Source organism: Mucilaginibacter terrigena, assembly GCF_004168255.1.
Classification (GTDB): Bacteria; Bacteroidota; Bacteroidia; order Sphingobacteriales; family Sphingobacteriaceae; genus Mucilaginibacter; species Mucilaginibacter terrigena.
This window is the reverse complement of sequence record NZ_SEWG01000002.1, coordinates 592,395-606,064: the sequence shown is the minus strand read 5'-3', so window position 1 is coordinate 606,064 and position 13,670 is coordinate 592,395. Positions and strand designations below refer to the sequence as shown.

The 13,670-nt window shown below is 45.3% G+C and carries 13 protein-coding genes; 9 read left to right on the top strand and 4 right to left on the bottom strand.

Features of this window, described 5'->3' with window-relative positions; genetic code table 11:
- The first annotated feature begins 15 nt into the window (after positions 1-15).
- From EWM62_RS06520 to EWM62_RS06500, 5 genes are all read left to right on the top strand, one after another.
- A complete protein-coding gene (locus tag EWM62_RS06520; protein ID WP_129875846.1) occupies positions 16-1,515 on the top strand; it encodes a RagB/SusD family nutrient uptake outer membrane protein in 1,500 nt (499 codons plus the stop codon).
- A gap of 80 nt (positions 1,516-1,595) precedes the next feature.
- Complete coding sequence (locus tag EWM62_RS06515) at positions 1,596-3,878, top strand: GH92 family glycosyl hydrolase (RefSeq protein ID WP_129875845.1); 2,283 nt, start codon at positions 1,596-1,598, stop codon at positions 3,876-3,878.
- A 1-nt stretch (position 3,879) separates the two neighbouring features.
- Positions 3,880-5,022: a Gfo/Idh/MocA family protein gene (locus EWM62_RS06510; RefSeq protein ID WP_129875844.1), complete on the top strand. Its 1,143-nt coding sequence runs from the start codon at positions 3,880-3,882 to the stop codon at positions 5,020-5,022.
- Positions 5,023-5,105: 83 nt separating this feature from the next.
- On the top strand, positions 5,106-6,020 hold the full coding sequence (locus tag EWM62_RS06505) for a polysaccharide deacetylase family protein (RefSeq protein WP_129875843.1): 915 nt from the start codon (positions 5,106-5,108) through the stop codon (positions 6,018-6,020).
- A gap of 80 nt (positions 6,021-6,100) precedes the next feature.
- A complete protein-coding gene (locus tag EWM62_RS06500) occupies positions 6,101-6,571 on the top strand; it encodes a nuclear transport factor 2 family protein (RefSeq protein ID WP_129875842.1) in 471 nt (156 codons plus the stop codon).
- Between the two features lie 73 nt (positions 6,572-6,644).
- Here EWM62_RS06500 and EWM62_RS06495 read toward each other — a convergent pair whose 3' ends face one another.
- The gene (locus tag EWM62_RS06495) at positions 6,645-6,878 is read right to left on the bottom strand and encodes a hypothetical protein (protein WP_129875841.1); all 234 of its coding nucleotides are present in this window, start codon (positions 6,876-6,878) and stop codon (positions 6,645-6,647) included.
- A gap of 9 nt (positions 6,879-6,887) precedes the next feature.
- Positions 6,888-7,277 carry a SpoIIAA family protein gene (locus EWM62_RS06490; protein WP_129875840.1) on the bottom strand — a complete coding sequence of 130 codons (390 nt, stop codon included), beginning with the start codon at positions 7,275-7,277 and terminating at the stop codon, positions 6,888-6,890.
- Between the two features lie 139 nt (positions 7,278-7,416).
- Between EWM62_RS06490 and queG the strand changes: the two genes are divergently transcribed.
- Positions 7,417-8,364 (top strand): tRNA epoxyqueuosine(34) reductase QueG, encoded by a 948-nt coding sequence (queG, locus tag EWM62_RS06485; RefSeq protein ID WP_129875839.1) that lies wholly within the window; start codon positions 7,417-7,419, stop codon positions 8,362-8,364.
- Positions 8,365-8,497: 133 nt separating this feature from the next.
- On the opposite strand, the gene EWM62_RS06480 is transcribed toward queG, so the two are convergent.
- On the bottom strand, positions 8,498-9,523 hold the full coding sequence (locus EWM62_RS06480; RefSeq protein WP_129875838.1) for a 3'-5' exonuclease: 1,026 nt from the start codon (positions 9,521-9,523) through the stop codon (positions 8,498-8,500).
- Between the two features lie 118 nt (positions 9,524-9,641).
- Between EWM62_RS06480 and EWM62_RS06475 the strand changes: the two genes are divergently transcribed.
- Genes EWM62_RS06475 through EWM62_RS19550 form a run of 3 tightly spaced genes read left to right on the top strand, consistent with a single transcriptional unit; the run spans position 9,642 to position 13,527 of the window.
- Positions 9,642-11,612, top strand: coding sequence for a DUF3857 domain-containing protein (locus EWM62_RS06475; RefSeq protein ID WP_129875837.1), 1,971 nt, complete (start codon positions 9,642-9,644; stop codon positions 11,610-11,612).
- On the top strand, positions 11,612-12,520 hold the full coding sequence (locus EWM62_RS19555) for a DUF3857 domain-containing protein (RefSeq protein WP_238989290.1): 909 nt from the start codon (positions 11,612-11,614) through the stop codon (positions 12,518-12,520). Before EWM62_RS06475 ends, EWM62_RS19555 begins: the two co-directional genes overlap by 1 nt.
- Positions 12,496-13,527, top strand: coding sequence for a hypothetical protein (locus EWM62_RS19550; RefSeq protein WP_238989289.1), 1,032 nt, complete (start codon positions 12,496-12,498; stop codon positions 13,525-13,527). Before EWM62_RS19555 ends, EWM62_RS19550 begins: the two co-directional genes overlap by 25 nt.
- Here the strand turns inward: EWM62_RS19550 and EWM62_RS19660 are convergent.
- Positions 13,520-13,642: a hypothetical protein gene (locus EWM62_RS19660; RefSeq protein ID WP_262708465.1), complete on the bottom strand. Its 123-nt coding sequence runs from the start codon at positions 13,640-13,642 to the stop codon at positions 13,520-13,522. The genes EWM62_RS19550 and EWM62_RS19660 overlap by 8 nt on opposite strands.
- Positions 13,643-13,670: the final 28 nt, after the last annotated feature.

Here is a 13,670-nt window from a genome sequence, read left to right as displayed (position 1 = left end):
TTAATATATATTATTATGAAGTTTAACTTTAAAAAATTAAGGATCTGTTTATTACTCATCCTTACCATTACGGCAAGTAGTTGCAAAAAATACCTCGACGAAGAAAGGAGAGATAACTTTAATACCGGCAACTATTTCACAACCGCTTCACAGGCTAAAACATTTGTTAATGGCATTTACGCCAATTTATACATGTTCCAAAATGGCGATGCCTACGGCGAAAGCCCGTTTATTACTTTAGAGCTTTTTGCAGGGCATACAACCACGCTTGGGCAAAGTGTTAATAATAAACAGGTGATAAACCAAAGTACAAGCCCTACAAACCCGGGTTTTGAAACGGTATGGTCAAACAGTTATGCCGCTATCGCGAATGCTAACGTGGCGCTTAAGCGCATCCCCGAGATTACTATGCCCGATGCGGATAAGAAAAAGCTATTAGGCGAAGTTTATTTTTTAAGAGCTTTCTTTTACTACCATTTGGTAAGGCTGTATGGCGATGTGCCGTTAATAACAGAACCGGTTACCATTACCAGCGAAACTCTTTACCCCGAGCGTTCGCCCGTTGCGGCGGTTTACGACCTGATCGTGGCCGATCTTAAAGCGGCGAAAGATTCGGGCATGCCCGAAACCGACCAAACCGGCCGTGCATCAATAGGTGCTGTGCGTACGTTGTTAGGGAGCGTTTACTTAACTATGGCAGGTTATCCGTTGAAAAAAATCGAAAACTATGCTTTAGCCGCGGCCGAAGTATTGCCGGTATTAAGCGACTATACTTTATTTGACAAGTATGATTACCTGCACGACAACGCCCATAAAAACCAGGGAGAATTGATCTTCCAGATAAACTACCTGGTTGGCATAAAAGAAAATGCCATACCGCAGTTAACTTTACCATTTAACTTACAGGTGGGGTCTTATGGCGATCACCTTGGGGCTATGATACCTACAGATGAGTTTGTTGCCAGCTATCCGGCAGGCGACCTGCGTACCGAAGAAAGGCAGTTTTATTTCTCCAGCTATCCAAAGGATAAAGACCCCGGTACCATCATCCAGTTTGGCGAGCATGCGCTTTACAAATATTTTCATGTAGAAAGCGCTTTAGGGAACGGTAAAAGCGACGAAAACTGGACACTGCTGCGTTTGCCCGAAGCTATGCTGATATATGCCGAAGCACAAAACGAAGCGGATGGGTCGCCAAACTCAACATCCCGCGACGCGATAAATGCTATACGCAACCGTGCGCATTTAGCGCCTATTGGCGCATTGTCGCAAAGCGCCTTTAGGGAAGAAGTGTGGCAGCAGCGTTACCACGAGCTTGCCTACGAGAACAAGGCATACTTTGATATGCAGCGCACACACAAAAGGTATGATGTGGCGACCCACTCCTTCCCCGATGCTACAACAGGTAAAAACGAGCAGGATGTCACCTTTAAGGAACAATATTACCTGTGGCCTATACCGCAGCGCGAAATGAACACCAACCCGAAACTTACACAAAACCCGGGGTGGCAATAATTTTACAATATAAAAGACTGGCAATACCTGCCAGTCTTTTATATTTACGGCCAATTACGTTTATAACTATTAATCTCTACATGAAAAAAAGGCTCCTTTTTTTAAGCACCATACTATTTACCGCTACCACATTTGCCCAGCAGGTTACCAAAGTAACCGACCCTGTTGAGTGGATAAACCCGTTAATGGGCACCCAATCCAAATACGACCTGAGTAACGGCAACACTTACCCCGCCATTGCCGTGCCCTGGGGCATGAACTTCTGGACACCGCAAACCGGCAAAATGGGCGACGGGTGGCAATACACTTATGATGCCTATAAAATTAACGGCTTTAAGCAAACCCACCAGCCATCGCCATGGATGAACGATTACGGGCAGTTTGCCATTATGCCGGCTACGGGGAAAATAAAAGTATCGCAAAACCAGCGTCAAAGCTGGTTCTCGCACAAGGCCGAAATAGCTAAGCCATATTACTACAGCGTTTACCTGGCCGACCACGACGTAACTACCGAGATTGCCCCTACCGAGCGCAGCGCGCAGTTCAGGTTCACATACCCAAAAACGGATAGCTCCTTTATTGTGATAGATGCTTTTGACAAGGGGTCGTACATCAAGGTTATCCCCGGCGAAAGAAAGATTGTTGGCTATTCAAGTAAATACGCCCGCGGCCCGCTTAAAAACTTTAAAAATTACTTTGTTATATATGTAGATAAGCCCATTACCCTGGCCCAGGTTTACAGCGATAGCACCCTGAACGATGGTTTAGAGCTTACCGCCAAACATGCCAGCGCGGTTATAGGTTTCAAGACCGCTAAAGGCGAAAAGGTGAACATGCGGGTGGCCTCGTCATTCATCAGCATTGAGCAGGCTGAAGTGAGCCTGAACAGAGAAATCGGTAACGACAACTTCGACATTACCAAACAAAAGGCAAAAGCCGTTTGGAACAAAACGCTAAGCCGCTTGTCGGTTGAGGGCGGTTCGGTTGAGCAGGTTAAAACCTTTTACTCATGCTTATACCGTATGCTTTTCTTCCCTAATAAAATGTACGAGATCGATGCCAAAGGAAAAATAATGCATTACAGCGCGCAAAATGGCGAGGTATTGCCGGGTTACAAGTTTGCGGGCACCGGTTTTTGGGATACTTTCAGGGCACTGTATCCATTCCTGAACCTGGTATATCCTTCCATTAATAAAGAGATGCAGGAAGGCCTGATAAACGATTACAAGGAAGGCGGCTGGCTACCCGAATGGAGCAGCCCTGGTTACGCGAATGTAATGGTGGGGAACAACTCGGCATCGGTGGTATCCGAAGCTTACTTAAAAGGCGGTCGCGGTTACGATATCGGCACCTTGTACCAGGCGCTTTTACATGGCGCTAACAACGATGGGCCAAACGCAACCGGCCGCGATGGTGTGGATTTTTACAACAGCTTAGGCTATGTGCCCTACGATGTAAAGATAAACGAGAACGCCGCCCGTACTTTAGAGTATGCTTATGACGATTTTGCGATATATAAATTAGGCAAAGCGCTGGGGCGCCCTGCATCTGAAACGGAGATCTACCGCAAGCGAAGCATGAACTATAAAAACCTGTTCGACCCGCAAACGGGATTAATGCGCGGGAAAAACAAGGATGGTAAGTTTCAAAGTCCGTTTAACCCATTTAAATGGGGCGATGCCTTTACCGAAGGTAACAGCTGGCACTATACCTGGAGCGTTTTCCATGACGTGCAGGGGCTGATAGACCTGATGGGTGGTAAAGAGAAATTTGTAACCAAGCTCGATTCGATATGGACTCTGCCACCAATATTTGACGATAGCTACTATGGCGAGGTGATCCATGAGATTCGCGAGATGCAGATAGCGGGCATGGGCCAGTACGCGCATGGTAACCAGCCTATCCAGCACATGACCTATCTGTACAATTACGCCGGCCAGCCGTGGAAAACCCAGTTGCACGTGCGCGATGTGATGAACAAAATGTACCACTCGGCCCCTGATGGTTATTGCGGCGACGAAGATAACGGCCAAACATCGGCCTGGTATGTGTTTTCGGCTATGGGTTTTTACCCTGTAACACCTGCCAGCGACCAGTACGTTTTAGGCGCGCCATTGTTTAAAAAGATAACCCTTACTTTAGAGAACGGTAAAACAGTCACCATAAACGCTGCAAATAACAGCCCGGTAAACCGTTTTGTAAGTAACCTTACTGTTAACGGCAAACCATACAGCTATAACTGGCTTAGCCATAAGGCGTTGCAGCAAGGCGGTAATCTTAATTTTAGCATGTCGGCCACGCCAAACAAAGTACGGGGAAGCAAAGCGGCAGATGTACCATACTCGTTATCAAATGAAAAATAGCATGATAAAAACTACAAGGTTTATCTGTGTATGTATTATATCGTGCGCATTTTTTACAGCTGCACGGGCACAAACCACCGCGGTTATCAAAACGCTGCCACTTGCCCCGGCGCCGCCTGTATTACTTAGCACCCAAAAGCTGGCAATCGCAGGCCTTGCGCACGATCATGTGCATAATATCCTGGGCGATTACCGCGATGGAAAGGTTATTATTGTAGGTATTGCCGAGGCTGATAAGCAGCTGCGCGCGCGTTACCAAAAACAGTACAACCTGCCCGATTCCATTATGTTTGATGACCTGAAGAAGATGGTTACGGCTAAAAAGCCGGATGTGGTACTGGGGTATAACCCGGTTGCAAAGCATATTGATATTGTAGAAGTGTGCGCCCCTTTAGGTATATCTGTAATGGTTGAAAAGCCGCTGGCGGCCACCCTTGCGCAGGCCAACCGGATGGAGTTTTTAGCCCTAAAGTATTACATTAAACTGCTCACCAATTACGAAACTACCTGGTACCCATCGTACCAGCACGTGTATGATGTGGCAGGCCAGGACAGCCTGGGCCAAATCAGGAAAATGGTGGTACACGATGGCCACCAGGGCCCTAAAGAGATTGGCTGCAGCAAGGATTTTACCAACTGGCTTACCGATCCCGAAATGAACGGTGCCGGTGCCCTTAACGATTTTGGCTGCTACGGCGCCAACCTGATGACCTGGCTGATGAACGGACAGAAACCTATTGCGGTAACCGCGGTTGCCCGTCACTTTAAGCTGCAAACCTACCCCAAAGTTGATGATGATGCTACTATATTGGTAGAGTACCCCACGGCTACCGGTATTATCGAAGCATCCTGGAACTGGCCGTTCTCTATCAAGGACCTGGAGGTTTTTGGCGATGAAGGCTACATGCACGCTTTAGATAAGGATACAGTTATCACCCGGCTAAATAACGCGCCTGCTATAAAAAGCGTGGCTGCGCCTTTAGCCACACCAAATGATCATCCCATCCCCTACCTGCAAATGGTGGTAAAAAACAGGTTAAAAGGAATAACCGACAGGTCATCGTTAAAATACAACATGATAGTGATGCAGATATTGGATGCCGCCAAAAGGTCTATCGCCGAAGGCAAGCGGATAGTGTTGTAAACATTGAAATAATATTTATTAACAGTTAATACAACCCTGTTTAATTGTATTATTTTAGCGGCATATTAATCATCATCCGCAATATGTTTAAGCAATTTTCGGCATTGCTGCCGCTTTGTATTTTGGGCATGGTATCGTGCCAGTCTAAACCCGCATCTTCTGAAAAAGCCGCTGCTGATAGCGTTAAAACAACCACCGAAGCAGCATCGTCTTCGCCGGTGGCAAAACTGGCGACAGGCCCGGTTGATAAGGCCGCTGTTTTGGCCCGCAAGCAGGTTCCTATAGTTTGCTATCACCAGATCCGCGACTGGAAGGCTACCGACTCTAAAAACGCCAAGGACTATATTGTACAGATAGCCGCGTTTAAAGAGCATATGAAAATGCTTGCCGATAGCGGTTATCACACTATCCTGCCCGACCAGTTGTACAATTACCTGGTATCGGGCGCTCCGCTGCCAAAAAAACCTATTATGCTAACGTTTGACGATACCGATGTAGACCAGTTTACCATAGCCGCCCCCGAAATGAAGAAATACGGCTTTAAAGGCGTTTTCTTTGTAATGACTGTATCTATCGGCCGCCCGCATTATATGACCAGCGAGATGATCAAAAAACTATCTGACGACGGGCACGTCATTTCCAGCCACACCTGGGACCACCACCGTGTAGATAAATATTCGCATAATTCTAACCTGGTGATTAAAGGCCTTAACGGCAAAATAACTAACAGGCCGGTTGATGACTGGGTTACCCAGATTGATAAGCCGACTAAAAAGCTGGAAGAAATTACAGGCAAAAAAATTCAATACTTTGCTTATCCGTTTGGCATTTGGAAAAAACCCGTATTACCCGAACTTGATAAAAAAGGATTTAAAATGGCTTTCCAACTGGCTGATAAGCGCGATCCTGACTACCCGCTGCTAACCGTGCGCAGGATATTGGACAGTGGTTACTGGAGCGCTAAAACTTTAAGCAACAGCATACGTAACAGTTTTTAAGAATAACTGAAATAATAAAGCCCCCTTTTGTATTACATAAGGGGGCTTTATTATTTCAGATAAATAAGTACTTTTAAACCATGACAACCACCTTGCGCCCCATCCTGTTCATATTACTGGCAACTGCATTTGCCGCCTGCAACAATAAACCCGAAACGCCTGTTGTTACGCAAACCGAAATATCCAAACAGCTTGTTAACGAGCATTTCAGATACCTGAACGACCATGACCTTAAAAGCCTGGTTGCCCAATATGCCGATAAGGCCAAAATAACCACTACCGACTGGGATGGCGAATCGGTTGGCCAGCAAGGTGCCGACCAGATCTTCCACCAGCTGTTTTACGTATCGCCGGATGCCAAGTATCTGGTGGATAATATGATCAATACCGATAGTACCGTGGTGGTAGAATATGACATTATCGGCTTAAAAGAAAAAGCCGGCAGCCCTATCCGTTACGATGTGCGTAACGCCAGCATATTCAAGATCAAAGGGAATAAAATTGTAAGTGAGGCAACCTATTCAAATTCGAGATTATATCATAACAGATAGACTTGCCACCAAAAATATCAATGACGCGCGGTAGTAAAAGGAAAGGCCTCTTTAATGAAGAGGCCTTTCCTTTTTATAAGTTCTCGCCCGACGGGCCTTGTCCTTTATTAGAGGCGCTTTGTTCTGTTGGTGTTTCCAACTCCGGCGTATCATTCTCGGGGACAACGGTTGGTACCTTTTTAGCAAGGTCTTTGTCGTTTATGTCCTGTTTTAGGGTATCGTTACCTACGTTGGCAACGTTGCCGGTAATATCGTGGTTCTGACCCTGGCCATTGGCCCTGTCAAATCCTTCGGGTTTATTTTCCATATATGTGTGTTATTTAGATTCTACTGGTTGTTCTTCCTTCGCGGTTATCCACTGTATAGCCTCGTCAAGTTGCGCTAATGAATAACCTTTTGATTTACCGGGCACAAAAAAGCGGAACGCATCTGTAAACCATTGTACGCCCTTTTGGTCGCTTACAACGGCAATTTTGCTCCACTTGGTAAAGTTCTTCAGGCCCATTTTAATATCGTCCCACCAGGCGCCGGCTGTCCAGTTTTGTACATCGGTTTCCAGTACCAGCAGGTAATTGATTTCGCCTTGTAGCGCTACCAATTCATCAATACGTGGCAGCAGCACTTTCTCCATATCTTCTTTGGTCACCTCGCCTATGGCATGTATGCCCACCACGTGAGGTTCCAGATCGTTTATAAATTGTAGCATGATATTTCAGTTTCCATAACTATACCAAAAGCCATACCATTGTTTAAAAAGAAACTTATTTAAGGTGTATTTAACTTTTTCTATGATGATGCAATTGCGTACCCGTCTAAAAAACATTGGTTTGTACTATCTTTGCGCAATGCAACAAAACCTGTCGGCATATTCGCAATTGATAAAAACCGAGGCAAAAAACCTGGGCTTTTTGTTTTGCGGCATAGCGAAGGCAGATTTTTTGGAAGAAGAAGCCCCCCGGCTGGAAGCATGGCTTAACAAAGGCATGCACGGCGAAATGCGCTACATGGAAAACTACTTTGACAAGCGCCTGGACCCACGTTTGCTGGTAGATGGCGCTAAGTCTGTTATATCCTTAGGGCTTAACTATTATGCCGATACCACACAGTCAGACCCATCAGCCCCCAAGATCTCCAAGTACGCTTATGGCATTGATTATCATAGCGTTATTAAAGATAAGCTAAAGCAATTGTTAGACATCATTAACCAAAAAATCGGCGAGGTTGGCGGCAGGGCTTTTGTAGATTCGGCACCGGTGCTGGATAAGGCCTGGGCCAAAAAAGCCGGTTTAGGCTGGGTGGGTAAAAACACCAACCTCATTAGCAAGCAGGCAGGCTCGTTCTTCTTTTTGGCAGAGCTGATAGTGGATATTGAGCTGGAATACGATATAGAACCCACTGCCGACCACTGCGGCACCTGCACACGCTGTATTGATGCCTGCCCTACCGATGCCATTGTAGGCCCTTATGTGGTTGATGGCAGCCGCTGCATCTCGTACCTTACTATCGAGCTGAAGAACGAGATACCGCAGGAATTTAAAGGCAAAATGGATAACTGGATGTTTGGCTGCGATGTATGCCAGGACGTTTGCCCCTGGAACCGTTTCTCGGTGCTCCACAACGAACCCGCCTTCACCCCTCACCCCGAATTGCATGGCCTTAAGAAAGAAGACTGGGAAGATATCACCACCGATGTATTCCAAAAAGTGTTTAAAAATTCGGCGGTGAAACGGACGAAGTTTGAAGGGCTGAAGCGGAATATACAATTTCTTAGCCCACCCCCCCCAACTCCCTGAAGGGGAGCTTACCTTTCTAACTGTTCCACCCCGTCATTGCGCGGTGAATAAAGCATAAAGCCCGGTTCTGTTAGAACCGGGCTTTATGCTTTATTCAAAAAACTCCCCCTTCAGGGGGTTGGGGTGCTTCGTTTTAGCTCTTTTTAAATTTCATGGCCAGTTGTGCCAGCATATCTTCATCCACCGGTTTGGCGGGCTCTTCCTTCTTTTTAAATGACTGGCTGTTTAGCTGTGGGCTACTTTTAGGACTATTGTTCTGGAAGGACGGTTTTGGTGCCTGTGCCTGTTGCCCTTGCTGATTTGCAGGTGCCTGGGCAGGTTGCGCGGGCCGGGCTTGCTGGCGCTCGGCTACCTTTTTGGCGTTCCAGCGTTTGTAGATCTCTTCCAGTTTACGTTTGGTGTACAGCGGGAAATCGCCCTGCATCATCCACGAGTAGTAACTTGGCTCTACATTCAGCACATCCTCTACCCTTTTGCCTTTGTGCTTGCCAAAGTTTATCAGCTCTTCGCCCTGCTCGTTATAAACCATGCGGCCGGCAAAATCAACCGGGCGGCTAAGGTTGGTAAATTTGTGTAACGCCTCTACATCGCCCACAACCGGGGTGCTTTTGTTGCCTTTTTTATCTTCCCATTCCTGGTTTTCGTAGCGTTCTATCTGCGCCAGCAAAACTTCCATGGTAGCGCGGGTGTCGGCCTCTGCCGAGTGCGCGTTGATGATCTGTTTATCGCAATAAAACTGGTATGCAGCCCTTAGCGTACGCTGTTCCATCTGGTGAAAAATGTTCTGTACATCCACAAAATGGCGCTGATCGAGGTCGAACTGTACGCCTGCGCGCAAAAATTCTTCCATCAGCATAGGTATATCAAATTTGTTGGAGTTGTAGCCCGCAAGGTCACTATCATGTATAAAATCGGCTATATCCTGCCCAAGGTCATGAAAACGCTTCTCGTCCTTTATATGCTCATCGTAAATACCATGCACCAACGACGATTCCAGCGGGATAGGGATCCCGGGGTGTACACGCCAGGTTTTAACATCCTCGCTGCCATCGGGGTTAAGTTTAATAACAGAGATCTCCACTATACGGTCGGCTCCAATATTGGTGCCGGTAGTTTCCAGGTCAAAAAAGGCCAGGGGCCGCTTTAATTGTAATTTCATTTTTGCTTATCAGTTTACAAAGGTGGTAAAACTCTCAAAATTATCGGCACACTATTTTGTGCATAAAATATCAGGATTATTTTATATTTTCAGGTTTGCTGATTTGCACCTAAACTACATGAACAAATTTATACTTAACCTGCTGTTATTCACCTCCCTTGTTACCGTTGCGCAAGCACAGGACTTTCCATACGGTAGTTTCACCGTTGCAGAAACGCAATTAAAAACTTATCAAAAAGATACATCGGCCCACGCGTTTGTTATACAGGAATTTGGATCTACCCGCCTGGATATTACCAATGATGACGATATAAAGCTGACATTTAAATACCACGTACGCATAAAGATATTAGACAGTAAGGGCTTTAATAAAGGCACTGTCAGCATTCCGTTTTACGATGCCGACAATACCCATGATGAAATTACCGATATTAAAGGGCGTACAATTTACGTAGATGAAAGCGGCGGGATCAAAACCACTGACCTCGACAAATCAAAAGTTTATACCACTACCCAAAACAAATACTGGAAAGAAGTAAAATTTGCCCTGCCTAACCTGCGCAATGGCTGTATCATAGAGTATAGCTACACCAAAATGATAGACGGATTTTACAGGTTTCCATCGTGGCAGTTCCAGGACGATATCCCTAAAATGTACTCGGAGTACGAGGTGCACATCCCTGCTTTTTGGGTGTATAATGCCCTTATACGCGGGCCGCTTAAACTTACTAAAAGCAAAGCCGATGTAGAGAAAGAATGCTTTAGCAGCCATGGCTCAAAATGCGATTGCTCGTTCCTTAGCTATGGCATGGCCGATATCCCGGCATTTATTGAGGAAGATTATATGACATCGCCAAAAAACTTTCTATCGGCCATTTACTTTAACCTGCAGGAATATACAAACCCTTATACCGGTGTTAAAAACAAAGTTACCAAGGAGTGGAAAGATATTGATTACGGCCTTAAGCATGCCGAGTATTTTGGTTCGCAAATAAAAAAGGACCTGCTTAAACAATATATTGCCCCTGTAATTGCCGGTAAGGCTACCACCCTGGATAAGGCTTCGGCCATTTACAGTTACATCCAAAAAAATATTAAATGGAATGAGATATACTCCAGAGGCAGCGATGGGGTAAAAAAAGCGCTTGATAACCATACAGGCGATGTTGCCGATATAAATCTGGCGCTGGTAGCAGCGTTAAATTCGGCGGGTATTAAAACGGATGCCGTATTGTTATCTACCCGCCCTAACGGGCTGGTAAACAGGCTATACCCTGTAGAAAACGAGTTTAACTATGTAATTGCGAAAACAACCATAGATAACGTTGATTACCTGCTTGATGCTACCGACCCTATGCTGCCGTTTGGCATGCTGCCGCTTAAATGCCTTAACGACCAGGGGCGGGTTATCAGCCTTGATAAACCATCGTACTGGATAGATCTTGTTGCAAGCCAGAAAAAGGCATACACCACCAACCTGGATGTTACCCTGAAACCCGATGGCAAACTAAGAGGGATCATCAGCACTTACTCTAACGGGTACGAGGCATACGAAAAACGCAAGGCTATTAAAAAATTCAACTCTGTTGATGAATATGTAGAAAACCTTGACGAAAAACTGGTTAAATTAAAGATCCTGAAATCGAATATAATGAACCTGGATAGCCTTGATAAACCGCTTGGCGAGCAATACGAAGTAGAAATTGATATTTTTGATAACCTTAACCACAACAGGCTATCATTTAACCCCATTATTTTTGACAGGTACGTAACCAACCCCTTCAAATTAGAAGAACGTACCTACCCGGTAGATTGGGGCATGCCATCAAGCAGCAGGTATATTTTAACTATGCACCTGCCCGATGGGTATAGTGTTGAGAGCGCTACCCAAAACGCGGCCATAAGCCTGCCCAACCAGGGCGGTAAATTCCTTACCGAATTTAGCGGCGAGGGCAACACGTTTACCTATTCAAATGTGATACAGTTCACAAAATCTGTTTACGCGCCCGAGGAATACCCCTATTTAAAAGAATTATACAATAAGATAATCGCGTCGGAAAAAGCCGAGATCGTGTTCAGGAAAAAGTGATGAGAAAATTTTTTACGTTATTATTTTTATTAACCACCGCTGCCCGCATAAACGCGCAAACCAATTATGCGGTAAGCCTGATAGCAAAGGACCTGCTGCCCTATGCAAGCGCTGTGATGAGGGATCAAAGCACCTATACCGAAATAAGGGATAACAATACTTATTACCATATTAAAACTGCCATAACGGTTTTAAACAAAAACGGCGACGACCTTGCCCACATTGTGGTTTGGTATGATAAAAGCAACATAATAAAAGGTATTAAAGGCACCGTTTATGACGAGTATGGCAAACTTAGCGGCAAGTTCTCTGAAAAAAACTTCTCGGACGAGGATGCCTCTGCCGATTATTCGCTGTTCGAGGATTCGCGGGTCAAGCATTTTATACCTTCGATAGGCTCGTACCCCTACACTATAGAGTATGAGTATGATATCAGATCGAAACAAACGCTGAACATCAGGGATTGGAAACCAAACCCGTATCCCGGCCTTGCTGTCGAGAAAAGTTCGTATACGTTTGCCTGCAAGCCCGATTTTGTTATCAGGTATAAAGAAATAAATATGCCCGCCAAAATGGTTACCGGCACCAATAAAGACGGATTAAAAACCTATACATGGCAGTTAAACAACCTTAAAGCGGCACGCAACGAACCCTACAGCCCTATTAGGGATACTTACTTAAGCACCGTAAAAATAGCACCTAAAGATTTTATTTACGCTGGTATAAGCGGCAGTTTCACCAACTGGAACGAACTTGGGCGCTGGAATTATGATAAGCTGCTGGCAAACCGGCAGATATTGCCGCAAGCAACAATAGACCAGGTAAAAAGTATGACGGCCGGCATAACCGATATTAAACAAAAGGCAAAAAAATATACGAATATATGCAGGGCAAAACCCGCTATATAAGCGTGCAGGTAGGTATTGGCGGTTACCAGCCTTTCCCTGCAACAGATGTAGACAGGCTTAGCTATGGCGATTGCAAAGCCCTGGTAAACTATACCCAGGCGTTATTTAAAGCGGCGGATATCCCATCGTGGTATTGCGTTGTAGAGGGCGATAGTTACGAGAAAATAAGCCTGATGAAGGATTTTGCCAGCATGAGCCAGGGCAACCACATTATACTGTGCCTGCCTATTAAAAATGATACCACTTTTTTAGAGTGCACCAGTCAGAAAATTCCGTTTGGCTTTTTGGGTGATTTTACTGATGACCGCAACGTGTTGGCCTGCACACCCGGGGGCGGCAAACTGCTGCATACGCCCAAATATACATCGCACGATAATATCCAATTGCGTAAGGCCGGCTTTACTATTGATACAACCGGCGCCTTAAGCGGTGATATGGTTACCGTTTACAGGGGTACACAGTACGATAACCCGGATGAACTGGTTAACGAACCATTTAGCGAGCAAAAGAAGATCTTGCAAAAAATGTACGCGAATATCAACAACCTCAGTATTCAAAAGCTTGATATAAAGCAGGACAAAAAGCAAATGCCTGTAGCAACAGAAACCATAAACCTAAGCGCCCGCGATTTTGCATCGGCAGATAACGGGAAGCTGTATTTTTCGTTAAACCCGGTTAACAGGCACCGAAACATACGCGAAGTTCATAACCGTGTAAACCCCGTTTACATAAACAGTGGCTATACCGATGAGGATGAGATAATTTACACCCTGCCGGCCGGTTATCGCCCGGAGATGGAAGCGCTGAACGTTAACCTGGATAAACCCTTCGGCAAATTTAAAATGACGGCTGTTGCAGATAATGGCAAGATCATATACAAACGCAGGTTAGAGTTGATCGACGGCACTTACAGTAAAGAGAGTTATGACGACCTTGTTGATTTTTACCAGAAGGTTGCCGGGGCCGATGTTTATAATGTAGTGCTTGTAAAAAAACAAACTAACTGAATATGATGATACCCAGTATGATACCTGCTATCATAATAACATAAAGCATTATTTCGGTACCGGCAAAACGCTTATATTTAGTCCAGAAAGTGTAGTCGTTTTTTTGTTTTGCCATCGGCACAAAATTATACATAATATTTTAG

Coding starts and splice junctions, on each gene's coding strand:
- EWM62_RS06520 (WP_129875846.1), top strand. CDS start 16: ATGAAGTTTAACTTTAAAAAATTAAGGATCTGTTTATTACTCATCCTT.
- EWM62_RS06515 (WP_129875845.1), top strand. CDS start 1,596: ATGAAAAAAAGGCTCCTTTTTTTAAGCACCATACTATTTACCGCTACC.
- EWM62_RS06510 (WP_129875844.1), top strand. CDS start 3,880: ATGATAAAAACTACAAGGTTTATCTGTGTATGTATTATATCGTGCGCA.
- EWM62_RS06505 (WP_129875843.1), top strand. CDS start 5,106: ATGTTTAAGCAATTTTCGGCATTGCTGCCGCTTTGTATTTTGGGCATG.
- EWM62_RS06500 (WP_129875842.1), top strand. CDS start 6,101: ATGACAACCACCTTGCGCCCCATCCTGTTCATATTACTGGCAACTGCA.
- EWM62_RS06495 (WP_129875841.1), bottom strand. CDS start 6,878: ATGGAAAATAAACCCGAAGGATTTGACAGGGCCAATGGCCAGGGTCAG.
- EWM62_RS06490 (WP_129875840.1), bottom strand. CDS start 7,277: ATGCTACAATTTATAAACGATCTGGAACCTCACGTGGTGGGCATACAT.
- queG (WP_129875839.1), top strand. CDS start 7,417: ATGCAACAAAACCTGTCGGCATATTCGCAATTGATAAAAACCGAGGCA.
- EWM62_RS06480 (WP_129875838.1), bottom strand. CDS start 9,523: ATGAAATTACAATTAAAGCGGCCCCTGGCCTTTTTTGACCTGGAAACT.
- EWM62_RS06475 (WP_129875837.1), top strand. CDS start 9,642: ATGAACAAATTTATACTTAACCTGCTGTTATTCACCTCCCTTGTTACC.
- EWM62_RS19555 (WP_238989290.1), top strand. CDS start 11,612: ATGAGAAAATTTTTTACGTTATTATTTTTATTAACCACCGCTGCCCGC.
- EWM62_RS19550 (WP_238989289.1), top strand. CDS start 12,496: ATGCAGGGCAAAACCCGCTATATAAGCGTGCAGGTAGGTATTGGCGGT.
- EWM62_RS19660 (WP_262708465.1), bottom strand. CDS start 13,642: ATGGCAAAACAAAAAAACGACTACACTTTCTGGACTAAATATAAGCGT.